Genomic DNA, 22,355 nt, shown 5'->3' with positions numbered 1-22,355 from the left:
ACTGCCTGTCTCCTGGTTCGCGATGAGTTTCGCCCCGCCGGCCGGTCTGCTCACATGACCGGCTCACCGCACGACGCCCGGAGGGTTCCGATGACCGAGCACCTGCCCGTCGAAGTCACCAGCCTCGACCGCTACGACAACGACACGCTGCCGTGGGACCGCGCCCGCGCCGCGCTCGCCGGCTCGACGGGGGCGGACATCACCTGGTTCCTCGGCACCGTACGCCCTGACGGCCGGCCGCACGCCGCGGGCGTCGGCGCCATCTGGTGCGACGGCGCCCTCCACTTCACCACCGGCCCCGGCGCCCGCAAGACCCGCAACCTGAGCGCCAACCCGAACTGCACCGTCTCCGTCCGGCTCGACGGCATCGACCTGAACCTCGAAGGCACCGCGCACCGGGTCACCGACGCCGCCACGGTGGAGCGCGTGGCCGCCCTGTACGCCGAGCACGGCTGGCCGGCGAGCGCCGAGGGCGACACGATCACGGCACCGTACAGCGCGCCCAGCGCGGGGCCGGCGCCGTGGCACCTCTACCGCTTCTCGATGCGCGTCGCGTTCGGCGTCGCCACGGCCGAACCGTACGGAGCCACCCGCTGGCGGTTCGCCTGAGCGGCGTACGCGCGCTCCCCCGGCGGCCGGGCCGCCGCGCACCCGCCGGAGAAAGGCTTTGCCTCCTGCCGGGAGATTCCGCAGGCCACCCCCGCTACCGTGAGAAGTACGCCGTACCGGCGTTCCCCGGGGAGCCCTCCGTCAGCCAACAGCACGTCAGGGAGTGATCTCTGATGCTCGTACGCCTGCTCGCCGCCACCGCCTTGGCGGCATCCACGGTCATCACCTCGGCCTCGCTCGCCACGCCGCCGGCCGGCGCGGCCACGGTCCACCAGGCTGCCGTCACAGTGCTGGCCGCAATGCCGGCCGTAGTGCCCGCAGCAGTGCCCGCCACGGGGGCCCAGCCTCCCATTCCCATCCCTCCGAGACCGGTTCCGCCGGACGACGACGAGTAGGACGTTCGACCGGCGCCGTCAAGCGGGATCGCCGCCGCCCCGTGAGGCAGTCCTCGCGGGGCGACGTCAGCCTCGCGCACCGGCGAGGAACTCCAGCGCGGCGTCGCGGTAGCGCTCCACCTTGCGCGGGGCCAGGACGCCGACGCCGTAGTTGGTGTACGGGACCTCGCGGTAGCCGGGGACGCGGGTGACGGAGCCGTAGGGCACGCCGAAGTCGCCGAGCGGGTTGTCGGCCCACACGACATTGGTGTGCACCGGGTGGTCGCCGTCGTCGAAGACCGGTTCGAGCGGTTCGAAGCCGGCCTGTATGCAGGGGCGGGCGTTGAGCGAGTTGGCCTCGCCGATGACCAGCGTGTCGCGCCCGTGACGATCCACGACCAGGGCGTTGGCCAGGAGCATCAGCACGGAGGCCACGCTCAGCTCCAGGATGGGCCGCAGCTGCGTCCGGTCGATGATGGTGTACGTGGGTTCGAGCCCCCACGGCCAGACGGCCATCACGAACACGCACATCAGCCGCCCGTCCGGGCCGTTCATCCCGAAGGCGTAGTTCCCGCCCGTCGAGTACCCGTGGCCGTGCGCCATGCGCTGCGCGGCCTCGGGGTCCACGTAGAAGAAGTGGGTCAGCAACCGGACGAACAGCTCGACGTCGACCCCGCCGAACCCCCAATCGCCGAACGGGTCGTTGCACACCAGGCTCAGGCCGTGATCGCGGGCCCGGTCCAGCATCGTGCCGGTCCGCGGGTGGAAGACCGGGTCCAGTTCGCGTTGGGCGGCCCGCACCTTCTGGATCTCGCGGAAGACCTCATCGCGGGTGTGGCGCGCGGGCACGCGGTCGGGGAAGTTCCGGGCGACCCACAGGCAGGTGAGACGCCGGCCGTCCACGACGGTGGGAGCCTGGCTGACCTCGATCACCGTGTCGTGGGCGAGCCGGTCGGCCACGTCCCGCGGCGAGACCGGGCCGTCGACGACACCGCGGAGCGACCACCTGCTGCCACCGGCGCGCCGCGCATACGTGTCCAGGGCCCGGCAGGTCCCCAGATACGCGTCCAGCGGGACGGGCCGCGTGAGGTAGGCACGTGCGCGTCCCATGCCGTCCAGACCCTGGTGGTGGACGTGGGGAGCATGCAGCGCCGGCATTCGGCGTCCTCCTGTCCTCGGCATCGACCGACGGCGGGGCCATCGGGCAGTGCGGTCCGAAGTCCCCAGGAGTCTCGCAGAACCGGCTTTCGCGATACTGTCGCGCGTCCTTCGCCGGCCGGTCGCCGCCACCCCTTGCTGAACGCCGGGTTGAGGCCGCCCCGCCGCCCCGCCGCCCCGCCGCCGATGATCACGACGGCGTCTCGACGGATCTCCGATACCGTCGGGAGCATGCGGCTTCACGTGGGATGCGCGATGTGGACTCATGCGCGCTGGCAAGGTCGATTCCTCCCCGACCGGCTCCCGCCCGGCGAGCGTCTGCGCTCGTACGCGACCTGGTGCGACGCGGTGGAGGGCAACACGACCTTCTATGCGACACCGACGCGCGGCACGGTGGAGTCGTGGGCCGGGCAGACCTCCCCCGACTTGCGCATGGTCGTCAAGCTCCCCAAGCCCATCACCCACGATCATCGCCTGACGGGCGCCGACGAGCACCTCCACGCCTTCCTGGACGCGATCGAGCCGCTGGGCCCGCGAGCCCACGCGCTCTGGATCCAGCTGCCCGGCTCCTTCTCCCCCACCGACCTCGGCACCCTGGCGGCCTTCCTCCGCCGGCTCCCCCGCTCCCACAGGTACGCCGTCGAGGTCCGCCACCGCGCGTTCTTCGAGGACGAGCGGTCCGAACGGCTCCTGGAGCGCGTCCTGTCGGCCGCGGACGCCGAGTGGGTCCCGTTCGACACCACGACGCTCTTCCAGAGCCCGCCGACCAGCGACGCCGAGCGCGACGCGTGGACGAAGAAGCCCCGCGTGCCCCGCCGCACGCGCGCCCTCACCGGCCACCCGATCGTCCGCTACCTGGGCCGGGACGCCGAGTCCCGCACCGTCGAGGGCTGGCGCCCCTGGCTGGACACGGTCACGGAGTGGCTGCGGGAGGGCCGCTCCCCCACGTTCTTCGTCCACACGCCGGACAACGCCGACGCGCCGAAGCTGGCCCGCGACTTCCACGAGGCGGTACGCGCCCGCCTCCCCACCCTGACCCCGCTCCCCGAACCCGAACCCACAGACCCGCTGACCCTCTTCTGATGGGTGGGCCGCTCCAGCACCGCCGCGCGTGCGTCCGGCTCGATGTGGGCGGTGCTCGGCAGCCGCGCCCCTCTCCTGATGGTCGCCTTTTACGAAAATCGTCGTCGCGACGGCCTGTCGACCGCCGACACCCTCCGCGCCGCGCGACGATGGATGCGCCCGACGTCCGCCGAGGCACCCACGCGGCCGCAGGCAACCGCACCCAGCCATGCCGGCGTCGGACGCCGGCGGGAGGGAAGCTCAATGGAGGAAGCCGCCACGGTCGAACTCGCCGACCGGCTGCTCGCCGAGCTGCCCGCGCTGCTGGCCCCCGGCGACGTGGCCGACGCGGCGGAGGAGCTGTCCGGCCTGATCGAGCGCGGACGCGCCGGCGAGCCGGTCGAGGAGGAGTTCCTCGACGTCCTGCACCGCCACCCCGCCCTCCGCCGGCGCGCCGCCGAACTGGCCGGCAGCGAGAGCGACCTCGGCGTGCAACCGCCCCCGGGCCCCGGCCGCGCGCCGATGCCGCCCAGGTACGTCTGCCCGCAGGACGGCTACGAATGGTTCCACCTCGACCTGTCCGAACCCGTCCCCACCTGCCCCAATGACGGTGTCGCCCTGGTTCTCGACCACGAGGGCGGGACGGGCCCGTGAACCCGATCGGCCAGAGCCTCGGCGCCGGCCTCGTCGAACAGCTCGCCCCCCGCGTCCTGACCCCCGCCTTCGCCTTCTGGGCCGGTGGCCTGCTCGCCCTGTGGACCGCCGGGTACGGCAGCACCTGGGCCACCGGCCTGGCCGCCCTCCCGACAGTGCTGCAGGTGCTCCTGCTCGCCGCCGTGCTCATGCTCGTCGCGGCCTCGGCGGTCCTGGCCGAGCACCTGACGCTGCCCGTACTCCGACTGCTGGAAGGCTACTGGCCCGAGCTGCTCGCGGCCCCGATGCGGGAGCAGACCGTACGCCGCCGCGAACGCATCGCGAAGAGCCTGCGGGAGTTGACCGCCAAGGCGTTCCACGGCGAGGCGGGCCCCGAGGACGAGCGCCTGCGGACGATCGCCGAACATCAGCTCTTCGACCTCCCGGCGGAAGCCGGGTCCACCATGCCCACCCGCCTGGGCAACATCCTGCGCGCCGCCGAGGACCGTCCCCGCGCCAGGTACGGCCTCGACCCCGTCCTGTGCTGGCCCCACCTGTGGCTCTCGCTGGACAAGGAGACCCAGGCGGAGCTCACCCTGGCACGCAAGGGCCTCGACGACGCCGCCCGGCTGTGGCTGTGGTGCCTGCTCTTCGCCGTCTGGACGCCCTGGAACCGGTGGGCCCTGCTGGTCGCCCTCATCGGCTGCCCCGCCGTCTACTACGGCGCCATGCTCCCCAAGGCCCGCGCGTACGGGCTGCTCATGCAGTCCGTCTTCGACCTGCACCGGCGCCGCGTCTACCGGGGACTCGGCTGGCCGGCTCCCGCGGACGCGGCCGGCGAACCCGCCGCCGGACAAGAGGTCACGACCTACCTGTGGCGCGGCATCGCCCCACCGGGCATGCGCTTCGCCACCGAGGACGAGGACTGACCCCGGAGAAACCTCCGGCCGACGGGCCTCGCCCAACCGTCGGGACGACAGGATTTGAACCTGCGACCCCTTGACCCCCAGTCAAGTGCGCTACCAAGCTGCGCTACGTCCCGGTCGTGTCGACCGCCCCCTGCGGAGCGGGACGTCACAACCTTAGCGCACATCGGAGGTGCGGGATCATGGCCGCCGGCTCCGCACCGGCCCCCTCAAGCCGTCCGCGGTGATGTAACGCGCCGCTCGCGCGCAGTGATGAACACCATGTCGGCGTCACGAGCGAGGAGACCGGACGGAATGACCTGGCGGAGTTCGCTGGCCGAGATCGTCGTCCCCGCGCTCCTGCTGGGCTCGCTCTGCGCCTGCGGAGACGAGGAGGCGGTCGGCCCGCCGGCGTCGGGGACGCCGATCGCGTCCGGGCCAGGGGCGGGGACGCCGGAGGCGTCGGTGCGGCATGGCACGCGTACCCCCGGAAGAACCCGTTCCGCCGAACCGACGCAGTACAGGCGCAGGCCATGTCCGACGGGCGGTGGTGAGGCGCCGTTGCCGTGCCCCTCGATCGCACCGCCCGGCACCCCGTCCACCACCATCACGGTCCCGCAGCCCACGACCACGCGCATGGATCCCGGGCCGTCTCCCAAGCCGTCTCCCGCGCCTCCGGCCGAGGCGTCCCCGGAGCCGTCGCCGACGGCGCTGGCCACCGCCTCCGCCCCGCAGGCTCCGTAGCCGTGCCGGAGAGCGGGGAGACCGGCGAGCCCGTCCCGTCGCGTCCGCTCGACGCGATCGGGCTGATCACCGCGCTGATCACCGTCAGCGCCGCGGTGCTCATCTACATGGGATGGGCCTACCTGGAGGGCTATCTCCAGTACTTCAGTCTGAGAGCCACCGACCTGGGGTACGGCGCCGACGAGTACGCCATCTACGGCGTCAACCTCTTCGACACCGGCTTCCTGCCGTGGATGGTGGCGATCCCGCTGACGCTCGCCGCCGTCGCCCATCGCGCGCGCCTCGTCCGGTTCCTGCCGCGACGGCTGCGGAGCGCCGGAGCGCGCCTGCGGAGCCGGGTGCCGATCGTGCCGGACGTCCGGGTCGTGGGCGGTGTTCTCGCGCTCGCCGGGCTCGTCTGCGCCGTCGCCGTGCTGAACCGGTGGTGGCAGACGGGCACGTACCAGTTGCTCGCGCTGTCGGCCCTCGGCCTGCTGTTGCTGACCTGGCCGTCGCCGGCCAGGAAGTCCAGCAGGATCGCCTTCGCCCTCAGCGTGGCCGTGGCCATCTTCTCGCTGCTCTGGGCCGCGTCCCTGTACGCCAACGGCCGGGGCACGAGGACGGCCGAGCAGGCCGTGCGCGATCTGCCCGTGCGCGCCCAGGTGGTGATCTGGTCGAAGGACGACCTCTCGATCAACCCTTCGGGCGTCGAGCACCAGAAATACAGAACCGGGAAGTACCGGCACTCCTACACGGGGATGCGACTCCTGCTCGTGCGCGACGACCGGTACTACCTCGTGCCGCCGGTGAGCGAGCAGGACTGGCGGGACGGCGGGGGCCGCACGTACGTCCTGCCGCAGAACGACGACATCCGCCTGGAGATTCTGCCGGGCAGGCAACCCGGCAGAGGGCTGTGATCCAGGTCGATCCAGGTCGATCCAGGTCGATCCGGTCAGATGGCGGCCTGGAACGAGCTGGCGCGCATGCCGGCCAGCAGACCCGCCGTCTGGTCCGGCGTGTAGCGCCGTACGGGGTCGTGATGGAGCAGCCCCTCGATCAGCGGTCGCATCACCCCGGCCCGCCGAGGCGGTGGGTACGGGCCGCTGCGGGCCATGCCGAGCACCGTGGCCGCGTCCTGGCCCGGGTAGGGCGGCTGGCCCTCGACGGCGCTGTAGAGCGTGGCGCCGAAGGACCACATGTCGGCCTCCTTGCTGGCCGGCCCCCCGTGCAGCCGCTCGGGCGCCATGAACGCCGGAGTGCCCCGCAACCGCCGGGACCTGGTCATCCGGATGTCGCCCTCGGCCGTCGCTATGCCGAAGTCGGTCAGCACCACCCGGTCACCGGTCAGCATCACGTTGGCGGGCTTCACGTCGCGGTGCAGCACTCCTGCCTGGTGGGCGGTACGCAGCGCGGCGAGCAGATGCTGCCCGATCGCGGCGACCGACTGGGCCGGTAAGGTGCCCACCTGCGAGAGCAACTGGTGCAACGAGAGCCCGTCAAGGTATTCCATCACGATCCAGAGCTTGCCGCCCTCTTCGATCAGGTCGTGGACCGTGACGATGTTTGGGTGCGTCAGCCCGGCAGCCATCCTGGCCTCACGCAGCACCCGGCGGCGCACCATCTCGGCCTCACCGGCCAAGGTCAGCTCCTTAAGCGCCACCGTACGGTGGAGGAGCTGATCGAACGCACGCCAGACGACTCCCATACCCCCACGACCGGCCTCCTCGTTCAGGAGGTACCGTCCGCCGATCTCCCGCATACCATCCCCTCTTGCTCGGGGATAATCATGTCACTTCAGCACCGGCCGTAGGGTGCCTAACGTGATCCCGATATGTCGGAAAGTGCGGGTGCGCTGGTCAACGGCCTAGAAATTCGATCAGACAACGCGCGCCACACCAGTCCGACACCGAACAAACATACTCCAGTGGCGCCCACGAGGACGGCACCAAGCCCCGCGAACTCGGCCACAACGCCCCCCAGAGCCGCCCCGAGCGGCATCCCACCCATGCCGACGAGGCGGTATGCCGAATTGACTCTCCCGAGCAATTCGGCCGGGATCAGCCGCTGCCGGGCCGAGATCACCAGGACGTTGCCCGCCCCGCCCGACACGCCCCACAGGACGGCCGCCGGGTAGAGCGTCCACGGGGAGGGCACGATCACCGGCACGATGAGCAGGAGGCTGTTCACCAGCCACGCCCCCACGAGCGTGCGCAGCTCCCCGAAGCGCCCGGCGGCCCGCCCCGACAGCAGCGACCCCAGGACGGCCCCGGCGGCGAACGCGGTCGTCATCAGGCCGTACTCGTCCGGCTCCAGGCCGATCCGCGACCCGTCGCCGACGGCCCACAGGACGAAGACGGCGAAGTAGGCGGAGTTGGCGAGGTTCAGCAGCCCGGCGGTGACGGCCAGGCTCCGCAGCACCCGATGGGACCACAGGTACCGCAGCGCCTCACCGATGTCCCGCCGCAGCGTCCGCCCCTGGGCCCTGGGGGCGTTCATCCGGTACGTGCCGCGCATGCCCAGCAGCAGCAGGCCCGCGGCACCGTACAGGAGGGCCGGGGCGCCGACGACGACGGCCGGGAGTGCCACGACGAGCAGGCCCGCCACCGGGGCCCCGACGAAGTCGTTGCCGATCATCTGGGCGGTGGAGACCCGGCCGTTCGCCCTGGTCAACTGCTCCCGGGGGACGGTCATGGGCAGGATCGACTGCGCCGAGGTGTCGGCGAAGACCTCGGCCACGCCGGCCAGGAGCAGAGCCGCCAGCAGCACCCACAGGTCGAGCAGGCCGAGCAGGGCCGCCAGCCCGGCGACGGAGAGGGCCACGGCCCGCCCGGCGTTGGCCAGGACCATGACGCGGCGGCGGTCGACCCGGTCGGCGACGGCCCCGGCGGGCAGCGCCAGCAGCAGCCACGGCACCGTCGCGGCCGCCCCCACCAGCGACACCAGCGTGGGCGAACGGGTCATCGACACGGCCAGCAGCGGCGCACCGACCTTCAGGACGCCGTCGGCCAGGTTCGACAGAGCGGTGGAGGACCAGAGAAACCCGAACGAACGCCCCACGACTGACTCCGATAGTGTGTAAGGGAAAGTGTGCACAGTTTTCTTTGCAAAGATAGGCTTGCATGGTGATGCAGAGCAAGAGGTATTCGGCCCGCACGCTCGACGCGAACGCCCTGAAGTCCTTCGCTCACCCGCTGCGGCTGCGGATCTACGAGCTGCTGGACGAGCACGGCCCCTCCACGGCCACCAAGCTCGCCGCCCTGCTCGGGCAGAACACCGGCGCCACGAGCTACCACCTGAGGGAGCTGGCCGGGCACGGCATGATCGAGGTCGCGCCGGGGATGGGGCGCGGCAAGGAGAAGTACTGGCGCATCACGCCCGGCGGGTTCTCCTACGGGGAGCCGGATTCCGACCCCGAGGCGGCCGAGGCGATCGAGGTCCTGCTGGACGACCTGGTGCGCCAGCGGGGCGCGGAGCTGGCGCGGTGGCGCGAGGAGGAATCGCGAGCGCCCGAGGAGTGGGTGCGGGCGAGCGGGTACGGGCGGCGGTCGCTGCGGCTCACGCCCGAGGAGACCGCGGCGCTGCGGGACGAGGTGTTCGACGTGCTGGAGAGGTACCGCGCGCTGTCGGACCGGAGGGAGATCGACCCGCCGGATCCGTCCGCGGGGCGCGTGGTCATCCACTTCGACGTGCTGCCGGTGGGCGCCGGTCGGGGTCCGGCGGAGGAGAACACACCCTAGACGCCGCAACGCCCCATCCCACGGAGAACGGGGCGCACCCTAGACGCCGCAACGCCCCCGTCCCACGGGGAACGGGGGCGCGAGCGCCGGGAGATCAGCTGATGAGCTTGGCGGCCAGCTCGGTCAGGCCCTCCGGCGCCGTCCTGGGCGAGCCGGCGTCGAACGGCGGGTGCGGGTCGTACTCGATCACGAGCTGCACCGCCTGCGCCGTCGTCACGTCGGTGGCCTGGGCCAGCAGCGTCAGCGCCATGTCGATCCCCGCCGACACCCCCGCCGCGGTCACGATCTTCCCCTCGGTGACGACGCGCTCGCTCACCGGCTCGGCCCCGTACTGCGGCAGCATCTCGAGCAGGGCCCAGTGGCTGGTCGCCTTCAGCCCCTCCAGCAGCCCGGCCGCCGCCAGCACGAACGAGCCGCTGCACACCGAGGTCGTCCACCGGCTGTGCTCGTGGGCCTGCCGGAGCCAGCCCAGCAGCGCCTCGTCGGACATGGCGTCGAACGTTCCCGGGCCGCCCGGGACCACGATCACGTCGGGGCGGGGCAGATCGTCGTAGGAGGCCGTGGCGGCGAGGGTGAGCGTGCCCTGGTCGTCGGTCACCGGCCCGGCCTCGGCCGCGACGAACGTGACCGTCCAGCCGGGCGCGAAGGCCAGCACCGTGTAAGGCCCGACCGCGTCGAGCGCCGTGAAGCGGGGATAGAGCGGGATCGCCACATGCATCGCTTACTTCTCCTTCGACTGGAACCTGCGACGGTGGTCGCCTGGTGAGATCCGCCAGTGGCGGCGGAAGACGCGGTAGAGGGTCTCCGGCGTGCCGAGCCCCGACTCCCTGGCCACCCGGTCCAGCGGGTGGGCGGTGACCTCCAGGAGCCGCCTGGCGGCCTCGGCGCGGCTGCGTTCGACGTACCGGCCGGGTGACAGGCCGGTCTGCCGGGTGAAGACGCGGGAGAAGTGGCGCTCGCTCATCCCCGCCCGGTCGGCGAGCGCGGGGACGCTCAGGTCGGCGGCGGGGTTCGCGTCGATGTAGGCCTGCAGCTCCCTGAGCGGCTCGCTGCGCGGCGTCATGGCCCGCATCGGGGTGCTGAACTGGCTCTGCCCGCCCGGCCGGTGCAGGTACACCACGAGGCCGCGGGCGACGTCGCGGGCGAGCGCGTGGCCGTGGTCCCTGGCCACCAGCGCGAGCGCGAGGTCCACGCCGGACAGCACGCCCGCCGAGGTCCAGACGTTGCCGTCCTCGATGTAGAGGGGGTCGGCGTCCACCTCGACGCACTCGTAGCGGGCGTCGAGCTCGCGGGCGGCCAGCCAGTGCGTGGTGGCCCGCCGGTGGTCCAGCAGCCCGGCCTCGGCCAGCAGGAACGCGCCGTTGCACACGGACGCGACCCGCCGCGCGCCCGCGGCCAGCCTGGCGACGGTCTCGACGAGCTCCCGGTCGCGCAGCTGCTCGGGGACCGACAACCCGCCCGCGACCATCAGGGTGTCGACGGGCCCCGTGACCTCGCCGAGGGCGGAGGCCGTGACGGTGACCCCGTTCCCGGCGGTCACCGGGCCGCCCCGCACGGCCGCCACCTCGACCCGGTACCCGTCCTGGGGCGCCAGCAGCGCGGCCGTCGCGAACACGTCGGCGGGACCGGCCAGGTCGAGCAGCTGGAAGCCGGGGAAGACGATGATCAGAACCCGACGCTGCATGTCTTCATGCTGATAGCGGGCCTGTCAGGGCGTCAACGACACAAATATTGCACATTACGCCATGAGCCCCCCGGGGCAGGACCGGAGGGCTCATGGGTGCGGATGGGCGGAAAAATCAGCCCATGTGTGGATAACGGTGGTCGGTGGGCGGGACGAACGTCTCCTTGATCGTGCGGGCGTTCACCCAGCGGATCAGGTTGAAGATCGAGCCCGCCTTGTCGTTGGTGCCCGAGGCGCGGGCGCCGCCGAACGGCTGCTGGCCCACGACCGCGCCCGTCGGCTTGTCGTTGACGTAGAAGTTGCCCGCCGCGAAGCGCAGCCGGTCGGACGCGGAGGCGATCGCGTACCGGTCCTGGGCGATGATCGACCCGGTCAGCGCGTACGGGGCGATGCCCTCCATCTGGTCGAGCACCGCGTCGAAGTCGCGGTCCTCGTAGACGTGCACGCCCAGGATCGGCCCGAAGTACTCCTTGACGAAGATCTCGTCGGCGGGGTCGGCCGACTCCAGGATCGTCGGCTTGACGAAGTAGCCGACGCTGTCGTCGTACGAGCCGGTGAGGACGTCGATGTGCGCGGCCGCCCGCGCCCGGTCGATGGCCTCCTTGTGCTTGGCGAAGGCCCGGGCGTCGATGACCCCGCCCATGAACGTCGACAGGTCGCCCGCCACGTCGCCCACGGTCAGCGACTCGGCCGTGGCCACGAAGTCGTCGCGCATCCGGTTCCAGACCGAGCGCGGCACGTACGCCCGCGAGGCCGCCGAGCACTTCTGACCCTGGTACTCGAAGGCGCCCCTGACCAGCGCCGTCGAGAGCACGGCCGGGTCGGCGGACGGGTGGGCCAGCACGAAGTCCTTGCCGCCGGTCTCGCCGACGAGGCGCGGGTAGCCGTGGTAGGAGGCGATGTTCCGGCCGACGGTGTTCCACAGGTGCTGGAACGTCGCCGTGGAGCCGGTGAAGTGGATCCCGGCCAGGGCCGGGTGCGCGAGCGCCACCTCGGAGACGGCCTGGCCGTTGCCGGTGACCATGTTGATCACGCCGGGCGGCAGCCCCGCCGCCTCCAGCAGCCGCATGGTGAAGTGCGCGGCGAACTGCTGGGTGGGCGACGGCTTCCAGACGACGACGTTGCCCATCAGAGCCGCAGAAGTCGGCAGATTTCCGGCGATGGCGGTGAAGTTGAACGGCGTGATCGCCAGCACGAAGCCTTCGAGCGGCCGGTACTCCATCCGGTTCCACACGCCGGGCGAGGAGACCGGCTGGTCGGCGTAGAGCTGGCGCGCGTAGGCCACGTTGAAGCGCAGGAAGTCGATCAGCTCGCAGGCCGCGTCGATCTCCGCCTGCTGAACCGACTTCGACTGCCCCAGCACGGTCGCCGCGTTGAGCGTCGCCCGCCACGGCCCGGACAGCAGGTCCGCGGCCTTCAGGAAGATCGCCGCCCGCTCGTCGAACGACAGCGCCCGCCACGCGGGCGCCGCCCGCAGCGCCGCGTCGACGGCGTCCTGCACGTCCCGGGCCGTAGCGTCGTTGGTACGGCCCAGGACGGCGGCGTGGTTGTGCGGTTGCACCACGTCGATGGGAGCGCCGGCGCCGAGGCGCTGTTCGCCGTCGATGGTCATGGTCAGGTCGATGGACGACCCGGCCAGCTCCTTGATGCGGTCCTCCAGCGCCGACCGCTCGGCGCTGCCCGGCGCGTAGCCGAAGACGCGCTCGTTGGCCGGAACGGGAACGTTGCTGATGGCATCCATTACTTACCCCCAAGGGCGCGAAGGAAGAAGGCGACGTTGGCGGGGCGCTCCGCGAGGCGGCGCATGAAGTAGCCGTACCAGTCGTCGCCGTAGGGGACGTAGACACGGACCGTGTGGCCGGCCCCGGCCAGGGACTCCTGAAGGTCGGTCCGGATTCCGTAGAGCATCTGGAACTCGTGGTCGCCGATCGTCCGCCCGAACCGGTCGGCGAGCAGCTCCGTGATCGCGATCATGCGCCCGTCGTGCGTCGCCACCATGGGGTAACCCTTCCCCGACATGAGGATCCGCAGGCATCGCACGTACGCCTTGTCCACGGCGCTCCTGCCCTGGTGCGCGACGGCGGCGGGCTCGCGGTAGGCGCCCTTGACCAGGCGCACCCGGGAGCCCTCGGCGGCCAGGTCGCGGCAGTCGGCCTCGCTGCGGAACAGGTACGCCTGGATCGCCACACCGGTCGACGGGTAGTCCTCGCGCAGCTTGCGCAAGATGGCCAGCGTCGAGTCGACAGTGGTGTGATCCTCCATGTCGAGCGTGACGGTCGAGCCGCCGCGCGCCGCCGCGGCGCAGATCTCGCGGGCGTGCTCCAGCGCCATCGCGTCGTCGAGCCGCTGCCCCACGGCCGACAGCTTCACCGACACCTCGCCCCGGGCGCCGAGGTCGAGCGGCCGGACGGCGTCGAGCAGCGTGAGGTAGGCGTCCGCGGTGGCCTCGGCGGCCCACGCGTCGCGCGTCTCCTCGCCGAGACGGTCGACGGTGACGGCGAGTTTCATGTCGCGCAGGCGCTCGACGGCGTCGCGGGCCTGCCGGACGCTCTCGCCCGCGACGAACCGGCCGACCACCTTCCTGGTGAGCGGAAAGCCCGACACGGCACGGCGTACGACGCCGCTCCCGGACGCGGCGAGGAGCACTTGACCCAGCATGCTTCAAGTCTAAAAACGCAGCTCAGCGGGGGCCATCGACGCGCGTAACGCCTGATGTGGCAGGCTGTCATACAAATGCACAACACGGCAGACCTGCAAGAGATCGTCGACGAGATCGCCGCCCGGCTGGGGGCGTCCGCGACGCTGGAGGACCGCTCGTTCCGGCTGCTGGCGTACGGTGCGCAGCACGGTGACATCGACACGGTCCGCCAAGAGTCGATCCTGCGCCGGCGAGCCACCGGCGAGGTGCGCGACTACTTCGAGCGCTACGGCATCGCCAGGGCCACCGGCCCGGTCCGGATCCCCGCCGACGCCGAGCTCGGGGTTCTGGCCAGGGTGTGCTGGCCGCTGCGCCACGGCGAGGTCACCTACGGCTATCTCTGGCTGCTCGACCCGGGCTCGCTCACGGCGCTCGACTCCGTCGCGCCGCTGGTGGCCAGGGCCGCCGCCGCGCTCGCCCAGGAGGCCAGGAGCCGCCAGGACCTCGGCCGCGGCCTGCTCGCGCTCTTCTCGGCCGACCCGTCAGAGCGCGCGGACGCGTCCATCGAGGTGCCGGGCCCGGTCACGGCGATTGCCGTACGCGAGTCGGCGGAGCGCGTCGCCGCCCTCTGGACGCTCCCGCGCGGCGTCCTGGCCCGCCCCGGCTCGCCCGTCGCCCTGCTCGCCCCCGCCCATCTCGCGGGCGAGGTGGCGCAGACCCTCCAGAGCGCGTACGGCACCGCCGCCGGCATCGGCGCGCCCCGGGCGGACCCGGCCGACGCCTGGCTCAGCTGGCGCGAGGCCCGCCACGCCCTGCGCGTCGCCGAGCATTTTCCCCGTTACGCGCCCGTCGCCCGCTGGGAGGACCTGGGCGTGCACCGCCTGCTGGCCAGGCTCGGCCAGGCGGACCTGCGCGAGCTGGCGGCCGAGACCGCGGTCCTGGACCGCGAGCTGGCCGAGACCGTGGAGTCCTACCTCGACCACGGCGGCCACGCCCAGAAGACGGCCGCCGAGCTCGGCATCCACCGCCAGACGCTCTACTACCGGCTGGGCAAGGCCGAGCGCCTCACCCATCGGGATCTTTCGGACGGAGACGACCGCCTGGCGGTGCACCTGGGGCTCAAGGCCGCCCGGCTCCGCGGGCCCTGACCGCCCCCGGTCGCCCTTCATGGTGCCGGCAGGCGGCTTCTGCCGCCTGCCGGGGTCTCGGTGGTTCAGGCGCAGGCCGCCTCGTACACCCGTACCAGCTCCTGGCTCACGCGCTCCCACGAGTAGCGCGAGCGCGCCCGGTCGGCCCCCGCGTAGCCCAGCGCGGTCCGCAGGGTCGGGTCCCACAGCAGCTCGCGGGCCAGCCGCGCGGTACGCGCCGGCCGGTCCGGCGGCACCAGCAGGCCGGTGACGCCGTCGATCACGGAGTCCAGGTGCGCGCCGACGGCCGAGGCGATCACCGGCACGCCGCAGGCCATCGCCTCCAGCGCCACGATGCCCGTCACGGCCTCGCGCGGCACCGACACCACGGCGTCCGCGCTGCGCATGAGCTTCGGCACGGCGGACCGCCTGACCTGGCCCAGCAGCGTCACCTGGTCGGCGACCTCGAGCTCCGCGGCCAGCGCGCGCAGCCGGCGGGCGTCCTTGTCGGCGTCGAGGTCCTCGGGCTCGGGCCCGCCCGCGATGATCAGTTCGACGTCGCCGAGCCCCGGCAGCGCACGTATGACGGTGTCCGCGCCGCGGTCCATCGTCAGCGGGCCGACGTGCAGGAGCCGCTTGCGCGTGCCCCGCGTGGCCACCGCGCCGCGGCGCTGGAAGCGTTCGGTGTCGACGCCGTACGGGACGACGGCGATGTGGCCGCGCGGCACGCCCAGCCGGATCAGCGCCGACTCCTCGTCCCCGGAGCCGGCGATGACCGCGTTGGCCCGGCGGCCCAGGGCCAGCTCCAGCTCCTTGTGCGAGGTGTCGACCGTGTGGAACGTCTGCGTGACCGGCACCCCCAGCCCGTTGACACCCGCCACCGCCACCAGCCCGCCGGTCCACGAATGCGCGTGGATCACATCGGGCCGGTCCTGGCTCCATCGCCGCATGAGCTGCTCGCCGACGTCGTTCAGGTACGGCACGACGGCGTCGGCCGACAGCTCCTCGGCCGGGCCCACGTCGATCTGCTCCAAAGTGACCCCCGGGGCCACCCGCGTCTTGGGCTTGCCCTCGGTGCTGTCACGGCGGGAGTAGACGGTGACGTGGTGTTCGCGGCCGAGCTCGCGGGCGACGGAAAGGATGCGGTCACGCCGGTTGCCCTCGGCGGAAGCGACGATCGCGATATTCATGGCACACCTCAGCGAAGAAAGACTGAAAGGTGCGCCTGCGTCTTAGGCACATGTCTACGCTTTCGACCATACCCAGGTTTGACGCGCTCGCAAACCCCCACAGATCAGACATCCTGCCTTCGCAGGTCAGACGCCCCGGAGCGCGAGAATGACGATCTCGTCCCACACCTGGCCGCCCGAGAACGCGTGCCGGTCCGCCTCCAGCGCCTTGACCACGGTGGCCGGCGACTGCCCCGCGCACCGGCCGAGCACGTCGGCCAGCCGCTCCTCGCCGTACGGCTCGCCGTGCTCGTTCCTGGAGGAGACCAGACCCTCCGAATACAGCACCAGCGTCTCGCCCACGGCCACCGTCAGCTTCTCCACCCCGGTCTCCGCCTCGGGAGCGAGGCCGAGCGGCACGCCGCCGCCCGCGGCGAAGCGCACGCCGCCGTCGGCCTGCAACAGCGCGGCGGGATGGTGCCCGGCCGACGACAGCCGGATCTCGCGCCCCTTCACGAAGCCCGCGACGACCATCACGAACATGCCGGCGCCCTGCGCGACCAGGGCCTCGTTGACCTTGCGCATCACCAGATCGGGGTCGGACTCCCAGACGCCGAGCACCCGCAGGCCGCCGCGCACCATCGCGCTGACCGACGCGGCCTCCTCGCCCTTGCCGACGGCCCCGCCCAGCGCGAACCCCCAGCCGCACGACACCGGGAACACGTCGTAGAACTCCGCGCCCACCGACGACCCGGGGTGGTAGACGGCCGCCGCCTCGTAGCCGGGCACGTCGGGCAGCTTGCGGGGCGCGACGCTCGCCGACAGCGCGTCCGCCGCCCGCGAACGGGTCTGGAAGCTGGTCTGGGCGCGTATCGCCAGGCCGAGCTGCAGCCCCACCTCCTGCATGACGGCCAGGTCGGCCAGCGCGAACGGGCGCCGGTCGTGCCCGCGCACCAGCGTGAGCACGCCGTCAGCGGAGCCGATCGGCACGCACAGCATCGAACCCGCGCCCATCGCCGTCAGCAGCGGCCCGTCCGCGCAGAACCCCAGCAGGCTCTCGTCGTCCAGCATCTCCTGCACCACGCCGGAGCCGCGCTCCAGCACCTGCGTCACGACCTGGCCGCCCGCCGGATCCGCGGACTCCACCTGGCGGACCAGCTCGCCGAGCGGCTGGTTCTTCGGCGCCACCACGACCGAGCGGCGCGGCAGCCCGTCGCGCACCATGTCCGCGATCACCCAGTCGGCCCACTCGGCCGCCAGCAGCCGCGTCGCCCTCGGCAGCGCGACCGGGCGCAGCAGCGCCTCCTCCTCCAGCAGCAGGTTGGCCATCTTGACCAGCAGGTCCTGCCGCTTGGCCGCCGCCAGCAGCAGCGCCGCGTCGGACTGCTCGGGCCGCCGTGCGCCCGGCTCGGGCAGCTGCACCTCGGTCGGCAGCGCGACCGCCGCCACCATCTGCTGCGGCTCGCCCGGCATGGTCAGCCTGGTCAGCGCCACCTGGACGGTGTGCGTGCGTCCCTGGTGCGCCAGCCGCGTCTCGAACGCCGACGGCTGCCCCGTCTGCAGCACCGCCGTCAGATGCGACCGGAACGCCGCCCGCCGCGACACGTCCACCAGCAGCGGGAACGACCGGCCCACCAGGTAGCCGTCGGGGCTGCCGAGTATCCGCGAGGTCTCGGGGTTGATCCGCCTGACCACGCCGCCGCCGTCCAGCACGATGACCGGCACCGGAAAGGCCCGGAACACCTGACGCAGCAGCTTCAGCTCCCGCTGCGTGCCGTCCTTCCTGCCGCCCGCCCGCTTGGGCGCCTTCTCCAGCGCCTCGCGGGCCTCGGCCAGCAGCTCGGCGGCGGTGTCGAGCTCGGCGAGGGCGGCGTCGAGCGTGGGCGCGAGATCGGCGGGGTAGGCGGTCCTCGCCTCGCGCAGCGACGACACGCGCCCGGCCAGCGCGTCCAGCGCTTGTTCGAGGTCCGGCATGGTCACCCTCTGACGCTACGTCACAGGGGATATGGGGGGCCATATCGGGTAGGGGCTTCTTGCTATGAAATCAACCGCGATGATCACCCCCGGTCTCGCCCGCGACCTCGCCACACTCGGCCGGCTGGGCGAGGACACCTCCACCGAACGCGTGCTGCGCGGCCTCACCACGGCTCTGGCCGCCGGCGTGCCGGGCTGCTCCGGAGCCTCGGCCGAGCACTGGCGCGACCACCGGGTGCTGGTGTCGGGCTCCCACAGCGAGCTGATCATGCTCGTCGAAGGCGAGCGCGCGCTCGGCGAGGGCCCGTCCGTCGAGGCCCGGCAGAGCGGCGGCCGCGTCGGCGTCGCCGACGTGCTCAACGAGCCCCGCTGGCCCCGCTACGACGCGCTGGCCAGCCGCTGGGGCGTGCGCTCCGTGCTGGTCGTCCCCATCGACGTGGCCCCCGCCCTGCTGCTGGTCGGCCTCTACTCGGTACGCCCGGGGGCGTTCTCCCCGCAGGGCGCCCACTCGCTGGCCGACATGCTGACCGAGCAGGTCGGGGTGGCGATGGCCAACATGTGGGAGTTCGAGGAGGTGCGTACCGACGCCGCGCAACTCCAGGAGGCCCTCGCCGGACGGGCGGTGATCGACCAGGCCAAGGGCATCATCATGCAGACCAGCGGATGCACCGCTGAGGCCGCGTTCGAGGAGCTGCGCAGGATCTCCCAGCACCACCAGGTCAAGGTGGCCGACCTCGCCAGGCTCCTGGTGGACGAGCACCAGCGCAAGTCGAAGCGCTAGCCGATGGCCGCCAGGGCGTCGTCGAGCGTGTCGTAGAGCGGCAGCCGCTGTGCCAGCCCGGTGATCCACATCACCTTGGACTTGGAGTATTCGACGCCGATGAGCGCGAACCTGGCGCCCGACGCCAGGCTGGTCTGCCAGTGGTGGACGATGAGCCCGAGCGCGCGAGAGTCCATGAACGTGACCCCGGCCAGGTCAAGAATCAGGTCCGAACCCGCCAACGACAGGTAATCGGCGAACTGCTCGCGGGTCGTGGCGTCGAGCACGCCGTCGACCCGGATCACGGTGATCTCGTCCACCGTCGACGACGTCAGGGTCAGGGCCGCCACGGGCCCCTCACCGTTCTCCGGCATTGTCACGGAGCAACCCTACTGTCACCGCAGGAGGGAGGAATACTTCCGGCGATACGGGGGACACTTGATGCGGAGTCCAGCAGCGGGCTTTCGTCTCGAGAGTTGAGCGAGGCGTGCCTCTGCCTGGGCTTTTCTTGCTGGGGGAGGCCGCCTGCGACCCATAGAGGAGCAGCGATGGCTGTGCAGGAATACGTCCTCGAGGAGATGACAGCGGAAGAGCTCCTGGCCGAAATGGTCCGGGAGGAAACCCCCGACAGTCACAGAGAGCGACTGCGTGAGCGCATCGTCGAGATGCACCGGCCGCTCGCCATGGAGATCGCCCGGCGCTACCGCTACCGCGGCGAACCGCTGGAAGACCTTCTCCAAGCCGCGTACGTCGGCCTGATGAAGGCCGTCAACGGCTTCGACCCGACGCTCGGCCACGCGTTCAGGGGCTACGCGGTCGTCACGATGACCGGCGAGGTCAAGCGCCACTTCCGCGACCGCACCTGGGCCATCCGGGTGCCGCGCCTCTACCAGGAGCGCCGTTCGGAGCTCAACCGGCTGGTCGCCGACCTCAGCCAGGATCTCGGCAGGTCGCCCACCGTGGCCGAACTGGCCGCCAAGATGAACATCACCGAGGAGGACGTCCTGCTGACGCTCGACGCCTCCGCCGCCTACAGCACCCTGTCGCTCGACGCGCCGCTCGGCACCGACGACGACGCCGCCTCCCTCGGCGACGTCATTCCAGAAGACGACGACACGCTGAGCACCATGGTCGACCGGGAGGCCGTCAAGCCGCTCATCGACGCCCTGCCCTCCCGCGAGAAGCACATCCTGCTGCTGCGGTTCTTCGGCAACATGACGCAGGCCGAGATCGCCGCCGAGTTCGGGATCTCCCAGATGCACGTCTCACGCATCCTCCGCAAGGTTCTCGACCAGCTGCGCTCCGAGCTGGTCGGCTGATCGGCCGAGAAGAAGGTCGCCGGGTGAACGAGGTCGGAGAGCCTCAGTCGGGCTACACGAGCCCGCCACCCGGCGCGCCCGTGAAAGAGCTCCGCTTCCGACTGCCGGACCTGCCGCAGGTCCGGCAGTTCGCTGAGGACGAGGCCCGCGACGCCGGCATGCCCGAGGACGCCATCGGGGACTTCGTCATCGCGGTCAACGAGGTGGCCACCAACGCCGTCACGCACGGGGCCGACCGGGCCTCCATGCGTACCTGGTCGGTGAACGGCGACCTGATCGTGGAGGTGCACGACGGGGGCGTCTGGAAGCCCGGGCCGATGCCGGGCGCGGTGGGCGGGATGGGGCTGTGGGTGGCCCGCCTGGTGTCGTCGGACCTGACCCTGCGGGTCGGGAACGGCGGCAGCACCGTCATCATGCGCTTCCCCGGCAAGATGTGACGGCCAGGTGTGACGGCCGGATGTGACGGGAGGCCGACGTCCTCGGCGACCTCCCGCTCAGGGGTTCTGCGCTACCTCCGTGCCCGGCTGCGCCAGTTGCCGTAACCGGAGCGGAAGCCGGCCTTGCCGACGCCTGCCTGGTGCAGCGCCAGCAGCGTCAGGCCCAGCAGCGCGAACGTCATGCCGGAGAACCCGCCGGGGATCCGCGCGCCGACCAGGTCGAGCAGGAAGCCCAGCCCGAAGATGATCGCTGCGACTATCGCGAGCATGTCAGGTCACCTCTTTCCCACGGTCGGGAGCTGGGCCTGAGCCTGGGCGCCGGAGAGGGCGAGCAGGCGTTCCAGGACGCTCCTGTAGTCGCGCAGCGCCAGGCGCAGCTGCTCGGTGCCGGCGGCCTCGGCGTCCTTCCAGCGGTCGCGCAGGGCGTCCGTGCGGCTGGTGAGGCTGCTGGTGAGGGCGTCCACGACCTCGCCGACCAGCCCGTCGGCGCGCCGCACGGACTCGCCGGGATCGTCGACGAACGACGTCTGCAGGTCGCGCCAGCGGGCCTGCACCTGGTCCGGGTCCTGATCGAACAGGACGACGTCCTCGGGGGCGGCGTGCGCGGGCACCTCGCCGATGCCGGGCTCCGGTTCGGCGGTCCTGGCGTAGGGGTCGTCGGCGAACTCGCCGGGGTGCGCATCAGGGGAGTCGCCGGAGCGCTCACCGGGGAATTCGCCGGGCCGCTCATCGTCGGGAGGGCGCTGCGCGCGGTCTTCCTCGCTGCCGCTCCTGGGGGTGCTCATATCCTCGTTCACCGTCCTCGTGTGGTCTCCTGCAGGAGTTCCTCGAACAGCGCGCGGTAGTGCACCATGGCCTGCCGCAGGTCCTCCGTGGAGGCCTCCTTCCTGGCCGCCCGCCCGCTGATCTCGTGGGCCGTCCGATAGTGGTCGAGAGTCTCCGCGTGGCCCACCGACAGGGTGGACAGCCGCTCCTCGAAGTCCTCCGTCGGGTAACCCCGTTCCGCCATGACCTCGGTGACCAGCTGATCGGCCCCGGTCACCGCGAACCCGGGAGCGTCGACGAAGCGCTCCTGCACCTCGGTCCACCGGTTCGCGTAGGTGTCGCGCGACTCTTCCGTCAGGGGATGGATGCCGAGCTCCGAATGCCGGCGCTCCCGGTCGAGCAGCTCCTGCTCGGCCTCGCGGCGGTTGTCGTGCTCGGCGACCATGCGTTCGTACTCCGGGCCGAAACGTTCGCGGAGATGGCCGCGACGCCTCTGCTGCAGCGCGACGTAACCCACTGCGGCGAGCGCCACCACCGCGACCGCGACGACGGCCACCCAGATGAAGGTGGTCATGTTGTTCGCCTCCGGTCTCTGTGTCGAGACCAGCGACTGCCCTCGAACAGGCGGGTCGAAACGCACCGCCTCAGCGGGCTTCCAGTGCCTCCCTGGCCGCGGCCAGCACGCCTGCGACATGTGAGCCCGCTGGTGCGGCAGGGACCTCGCTGAACCCTTCGGCCGCGTCATAGCGCACGTCGAGCCCCTGATCGACGAGTCGCTGAGCCCAGCGCAGAGCCGTGTTCAGCCGCTCGGCCGCGGGCGGCTTCCCCTGCGCGGCCGCCGACAGATTACGCAAGTTGGTGGCGGGCCCCGACTGGGAGTGCTCGCGGGCCAGCTTCCACGGCACGGCCCGGCTGTGGTCGAGCATCGGCTTGGCCAGCCCGGCGGCCCGCTTGGCCTGCAGCACCCCGGACTCGCTGACCCCGAAGTGCGCGGCCAGCTCCAGCACGCTCATCCCCTCGGCCACCAACCTGGCCAGCTCCCGCCGATCGATGGTCGGCTTGCGCCCCACTCGGCCACCTCCGCCCCAGCTCGCCGTGTACGCGTGCACCTTCGATGTGCGCTAAGGTTATGACGTCCCACTCCGCAGGGAGCGGCAGACACGACCGGGACGTAGCGCAGCTTGGTAGCGCACTTGACTGGGGGTCAAGGGGTCGCAGGTTCAAATCCTGTCGTCCCGACTGGTCAGAAGGGGTGCCAGAGATCATCTGGTGCCCCTTTTT

At 71.8% G+C, this 22,355-nt stretch carries 26 protein-coding genes and 2 tRNA genes; 12 read left to right on the top strand and 16 right to left on the bottom strand.

The annotated features are described in order from the left end of the window. Positions 1-90 precede the first annotated feature (90 nt). Positions 91-609: a pyridoxamine 5'-phosphate oxidase family protein gene (locus ACIBQ1_RS02130; protein WP_397274077.1), complete on the top strand. Its 519-nt coding sequence runs from the start codon at positions 91-93 to the stop codon at positions 607-609. A gap of 173 nt (positions 610-782) precedes the next feature. Further along, positions 783-1,004: a hypothetical protein gene (locus tag ACIBQ1_RS02125; protein WP_397274076.1), complete on the top strand. Its 222-nt coding sequence runs from the start codon at positions 783-785 to the stop codon at positions 1,002-1,004. Positions 1,005-1,070: 66 nt separating this feature from the next. Here ACIBQ1_RS02125 and ACIBQ1_RS02120 read toward each other — a convergent pair whose 3' ends face one another. After that, on the bottom strand, positions 1,071-2,141 hold the full coding sequence (locus tag ACIBQ1_RS02120; protein ID WP_397274075.1) for a hypothetical protein: 1,071 nt from the start codon (positions 2,139-2,141) through the stop codon (positions 1,071-1,073). 231 nt (positions 2,142-2,372) lie between these two features. On the opposite strand from ACIBQ1_RS02120, the gene ACIBQ1_RS02115 reads away from it, so the two are divergent. The 3 genes from ACIBQ1_RS02115 (at position 2,373) to ACIBQ1_RS02105 (ending at position 4,765) form a co-directional block, all read left to right on the top strand. Next, positions 2,373-3,224, top strand: a complete 852-nt coding sequence (locus ACIBQ1_RS02115) for a DUF72 domain-containing protein (protein ID WP_397274074.1) — start codon at positions 2,373-2,375, stop codon at positions 3,222-3,224. 243 nt (positions 3,225-3,467) lie between these two features. Beyond that, positions 3,468-3,857 carry a hypothetical protein gene (locus ACIBQ1_RS02110; protein ID WP_397274073.1) on the top strand — a complete coding sequence of 130 codons (390 nt, stop codon included), beginning with the start codon at positions 3,468-3,470 and terminating at the stop codon, positions 3,855-3,857. Further along, on the top strand, positions 3,854-4,765 hold the full coding sequence (locus tag ACIBQ1_RS02105) for a hypothetical protein (protein ID WP_397274072.1): 912 nt from the start codon (positions 3,854-3,856) through the stop codon (positions 4,763-4,765). Before ACIBQ1_RS02110 ends, ACIBQ1_RS02105 begins: the two co-directional genes overlap by 4 nt. Before the next feature lie 39 nt (positions 4,766-4,804). Here the strand turns inward: ACIBQ1_RS02105 and ACIBQ1_RS02100 are convergent. Next, positions 4,805-4,878 (bottom strand) — tRNA-Pro (locus tag ACIBQ1_RS02100). 93 nt (positions 4,879-4,971) lie between these two features. Then, positions 4,972-5,460, bottom strand: coding sequence for a hypothetical protein (locus ACIBQ1_RS02095; protein WP_397274071.1), 489 nt, complete (start codon positions 5,458-5,460; stop codon positions 4,972-4,974). Positions 5,461-5,487: 27 nt separating this feature from the next. On the opposite strand from ACIBQ1_RS02095, the gene ACIBQ1_RS02090 reads away from it, so the two are divergent. Beyond that, positions 5,488-6,381 (top strand): hypothetical protein, encoded by an 894-nt coding sequence (locus ACIBQ1_RS02090; protein WP_397274070.1) that lies wholly within the window; start codon positions 5,488-5,490, stop codon positions 6,379-6,381. Between the two features lie 35 nt (positions 6,382-6,416). On the opposite strand, the gene ACIBQ1_RS02085 is transcribed toward ACIBQ1_RS02090, so the two are convergent. Both ACIBQ1_RS02085 and ACIBQ1_RS02080 read right to left on the bottom strand, forming a co-directional pair. Continuing rightward, positions 6,417-7,223 carry a serine/threonine-protein kinase gene (locus ACIBQ1_RS02085; RefSeq protein WP_350726540.1) on the bottom strand — a complete coding sequence of 269 codons (807 nt, stop codon included), beginning with the start codon at positions 7,221-7,223 and terminating at the stop codon, positions 6,417-6,419. Between the two features lie 56 nt (positions 7,224-7,279). Next, on the bottom strand, positions 7,280-8,521 hold the full coding sequence (locus ACIBQ1_RS02080; protein ID WP_397274069.1) for an MFS transporter: 1,242 nt from the start codon (positions 8,519-8,521) through the stop codon (positions 7,280-7,282). Between the two features lie 62 nt (positions 8,522-8,583). On the opposite strand from ACIBQ1_RS02080, the gene ACIBQ1_RS02075 reads away from it, so the two are divergent. Further along, complete coding sequence (locus tag ACIBQ1_RS02075; protein ID WP_397274068.1) at positions 8,584-9,201, top strand: ArsR/SmtB family transcription factor; 618 nt, start codon at positions 8,584-8,586, stop codon at positions 9,199-9,201. 94 nt (positions 9,202-9,295) lie between these two features. Here ACIBQ1_RS02075 and ACIBQ1_RS02070 read toward each other — a convergent pair whose 3' ends face one another. The 4 genes from ACIBQ1_RS02070 to ACIBQ1_RS02055 all read right to left on the bottom strand — a co-directional run bounded on the left by ACIBQ1_RS02070 (position 9,296) and on the right by ACIBQ1_RS02055 (position 13,543). After that, complete coding sequence (locus ACIBQ1_RS02070; protein ID WP_397274067.1) at positions 9,296-9,919, bottom strand: DJ-1/PfpI family protein; 624 nt, start codon at positions 9,917-9,919, stop codon at positions 9,296-9,298. 3 nt (positions 9,920-9,922) lie between these two features. Beyond that, entirely contained in the window at positions 9,923-10,885 is a 963-nt protein-coding gene (locus ACIBQ1_RS02065; RefSeq protein WP_397274066.1) for a GlxA family transcriptional regulator, read from the bottom strand. A 115-nt stretch (positions 10,886-11,000) separates the two neighbouring features. Beyond that, complete coding sequence (gene pruA, locus ACIBQ1_RS02060) at positions 11,001-12,626, bottom strand: L-glutamate gamma-semialdehyde dehydrogenase (protein WP_397274065.1); 1,626 nt, start codon at positions 12,624-12,626, stop codon at positions 11,001-11,003. Further along, on the bottom strand, positions 12,626-13,543 hold the full coding sequence (locus ACIBQ1_RS02055; RefSeq protein ID WP_397274064.1) for a proline dehydrogenase family protein: 918 nt from the start codon (positions 13,541-13,543) through the stop codon (positions 12,626-12,628). The genes pruA and ACIBQ1_RS02055 overlap by 1 nt, the downstream gene beginning before the upstream one ends. A 75-nt stretch (positions 13,544-13,618) precedes the next feature. On the opposite strand from ACIBQ1_RS02055, the gene ACIBQ1_RS02050 reads away from it, so the two are divergent. Next, positions 13,619-14,671, top strand: coding sequence for a PucR family transcriptional regulator (locus ACIBQ1_RS02050; protein ID WP_397274063.1), 1,053 nt, complete (start codon positions 13,619-13,621; stop codon positions 14,669-14,671). Between the two features lie 65 nt (positions 14,672-14,736). Here ACIBQ1_RS02050 and ACIBQ1_RS02045 read toward each other — a convergent pair whose 3' ends face one another. Both ACIBQ1_RS02045 and ACIBQ1_RS02040 read right to left on the bottom strand, forming a co-directional pair. Beyond that, on the bottom strand, positions 14,737-15,840 hold the full coding sequence (locus ACIBQ1_RS02045) for a glycosyltransferase (RefSeq protein WP_397274062.1): 1,104 nt from the start codon (positions 15,838-15,840) through the stop codon (positions 14,737-14,739). Between the two features lie 126 nt (positions 15,841-15,966). Beyond that, positions 15,967-17,793, bottom strand: coding sequence for a SpoIIE family protein phosphatase (locus tag ACIBQ1_RS02040; RefSeq protein WP_397274549.1), 1,827 nt, complete (start codon positions 17,791-17,793; stop codon positions 15,967-15,969). Positions 17,794-17,872: 79 nt separating this feature from the next. Here ACIBQ1_RS02040 and ACIBQ1_RS02035 point away from each other — a divergent pair, with 79 nt between their 5' ends. After that, positions 17,873-18,574, top strand: coding sequence for an ANTAR domain-containing protein (locus ACIBQ1_RS02035; RefSeq protein ID WP_397274061.1), 702 nt, complete (start codon positions 17,873-17,875; stop codon positions 18,572-18,574). Here ACIBQ1_RS02035 and ACIBQ1_RS02030 read toward each other — a convergent pair. Continuing rightward, positions 18,571-18,927: an STAS domain-containing protein gene (locus ACIBQ1_RS02030; RefSeq protein WP_397274548.1), complete on the bottom strand. Its 357-nt coding sequence runs from the start codon at positions 18,925-18,927 to the stop codon at positions 18,571-18,573. The genes ACIBQ1_RS02035 and ACIBQ1_RS02030 overlap by 4 nt on opposite strands. Positions 18,928-19,101: 174 nt before the next feature. On the opposite strand from ACIBQ1_RS02030, the gene ACIBQ1_RS02025 reads away from it, so the two are divergent. Continuing rightward, positions 19,102-19,872, top strand: a complete 771-nt coding sequence (locus ACIBQ1_RS02025) for a SigB/SigF/SigG family RNA polymerase sigma factor (RefSeq protein WP_350726519.1) — start codon at positions 19,102-19,104, stop codon at positions 19,870-19,872. A gap of 23 nt (positions 19,873-19,895) precedes the next feature. After that, positions 19,896-20,309: an ATP-binding protein gene (locus tag ACIBQ1_RS02020; protein ID WP_397274060.1), complete on the top strand. Its 414-nt coding sequence runs from the start codon at positions 19,896-19,898 to the stop codon at positions 20,307-20,309. Between the two features lie 71 nt (positions 20,310-20,380). On the opposite strand, the gene ACIBQ1_RS02015 is transcribed toward ACIBQ1_RS02020, so the two are convergent. The 4 genes from ACIBQ1_RS02015 to ACIBQ1_RS02000 all read right to left on the bottom strand — a co-directional run bounded on the left by ACIBQ1_RS02015 (position 20,381) and on the right by ACIBQ1_RS02000 (position 22,144). Continuing rightward, complete coding sequence (locus ACIBQ1_RS02015; protein ID WP_397274059.1) at positions 20,381-20,578, bottom strand: hypothetical protein; 198 nt, start codon at positions 20,576-20,578, stop codon at positions 20,381-20,383. 6 nt (positions 20,579-20,584) lie between these two features. Next, a complete protein-coding gene (locus ACIBQ1_RS02010; protein WP_397274057.1) occupies positions 20,585-21,094 on the bottom strand; it encodes a hypothetical protein in 510 nt (169 codons plus the stop codon). 8 nt (positions 21,095-21,102) lie between these two features. Beyond that, positions 21,103-21,648, bottom strand: coding sequence for a hypothetical protein (locus ACIBQ1_RS02005; protein WP_397274056.1), 546 nt, complete (start codon positions 21,646-21,648; stop codon positions 21,103-21,105). Positions 21,649-21,718: 70 nt separating this feature from the next. Then, positions 21,719-22,144, bottom strand: coding sequence for a hypothetical protein (locus ACIBQ1_RS02000; RefSeq protein ID WP_397274055.1), 426 nt, complete (start codon positions 22,142-22,144; stop codon positions 21,719-21,721). 95 nt (positions 22,145-22,239) lie between these two features. Here ACIBQ1_RS02000 and ACIBQ1_RS01995 point away from each other — a divergent pair. Next, a tRNA-Pro gene (locus ACIBQ1_RS01995) sits at positions 22,240-22,313 on the top strand. Positions 22,314-22,355: the final 42 nt, after the last annotated feature.

It is taken from the genome of Nonomuraea sp. NPDC050153 (assembly GCF_044460125.1).
In the GTDB taxonomy this organism is placed as follows: domain Bacteria; phylum Actinomycetota; class Actinomycetes; order Streptosporangiales; family Streptosporangiaceae; genus Nonomuraea.
The sequence above is the reverse complement of the archived record's forward strand: the minus strand, read 5'-3'. Positions and strand labels throughout refer to the sequence as shown.

Coding starts and splice junctions, on each gene's coding strand:
- ACIBQ1_RS02045 (WP_397274062.1), bottom strand. CDS start 15,840: ATGAATATCGCGATCGTCGCTTCCGCCGAGGGCAACCGGCGTGACCGC.
- pruA (WP_397274065.1), bottom strand. CDS start 12,626: ATGGATGCCATCAGCAACGTTCCCGTTCCGGCCAACGAGCGCGTCTTC.
- ACIBQ1_RS02120 (WP_397274075.1), bottom strand. CDS start 2,141: ATGCCGGCGCTGCATGCTCCCCACGTCCACCACCAGGGTCTGGACGGC.
- ACIBQ1_RS02130 (WP_397274077.1), top strand. CDS start 91: ATGACCGAGCACCTGCCCGTCGAAGTCACCAGCCTCGACCGCTACGAC.
- ACIBQ1_RS02005 (WP_397274056.1), bottom strand. CDS start 21,648: ATGACCACCTTCATCTGGGTGGCCGTCGTCGCGGTCGCGGTGGTGGCG.
- ACIBQ1_RS02035 (WP_397274061.1), top strand. CDS start 17,873: ATGATCACCCCCGGTCTCGCCCGCGACCTCGCCACACTCGGCCGGCTG.
- ACIBQ1_RS02110 (WP_397274073.1), top strand. CDS start 3,468: ATGGAGGAAGCCGCCACGGTCGAACTCGCCGACCGGCTGCTCGCCGAG.
- ACIBQ1_RS02125 (WP_397274076.1), top strand. CDS start 783: ATGCTCGTACGCCTGCTCGCCGCCACCGCCTTGGCGGCATCCACGGTC.
- ACIBQ1_RS02070 (WP_397274067.1), bottom strand. CDS start 9,919: ATGCATGTGGCGATCCCGCTCTATCCCCGCTTCACGGCGCTCGACGCG.
- ACIBQ1_RS02050 (WP_397274063.1), top strand. CDS start 13,619: ATGCACAACACGGCAGACCTGCAAGAGATCGTCGACGAGATCGCCGCC.
- ACIBQ1_RS02010 (WP_397274057.1), bottom strand. CDS start 21,094: ATGAGCACCCCCAGGAGCGGCAGCGAGGAAGACCGCGCGCAGCGCCCT.
- ACIBQ1_RS02025 (WP_350726519.1), top strand. CDS start 19,102: ATGGCTGTGCAGGAATACGTCCTCGAGGAGATGACAGCGGAAGAGCTC.
- ACIBQ1_RS02065 (WP_397274066.1), bottom strand. CDS start 10,885: ATGCAGCGTCGGGTTCTGATCATCGTCTTCCCCGGCTTCCAGCTGCTC.
- ACIBQ1_RS02085 (WP_350726540.1), bottom strand. CDS start 7,223: ATGCGGGAGATCGGCGGACGGTACCTCCTGAACGAGGAGGCCGGTCGT.
- ACIBQ1_RS02055 (WP_397274064.1), bottom strand. CDS start 13,543: ATGCTGGGTCAAGTGCTCCTCGCCGCGTCCGGGAGCGGCGTCGTACGC.
- ACIBQ1_RS02040 (WP_397274549.1), bottom strand. CDS start 17,793: ATGCCGGACCTCGAACAAGCGCTGGACGCGCTGGCCGGGCGCGTGTCG.
- ACIBQ1_RS02030 (WP_397274548.1), bottom strand. CDS start 18,927: ATGCCGGAGAACGGTGAGGGGCCCGTGGCGGCCCTGACCCTGACGTCG.
- ACIBQ1_RS02075 (WP_397274068.1), top strand. CDS start 8,584: ATGGTGATGCAGAGCAAGAGGTATTCGGCCCGCACGCTCGACGCGAAC.
- ACIBQ1_RS02015 (WP_397274059.1), bottom strand. CDS start 20,578: ATGCTCGCGATAGTCGCAGCGATCATCTTCGGGCTGGGCTTCCTGCTC.
- ACIBQ1_RS02115 (WP_397274074.1), top strand. CDS start 2,373: ATGCGGCTTCACGTGGGATGCGCGATGTGGACTCATGCGCGCTGGCAA.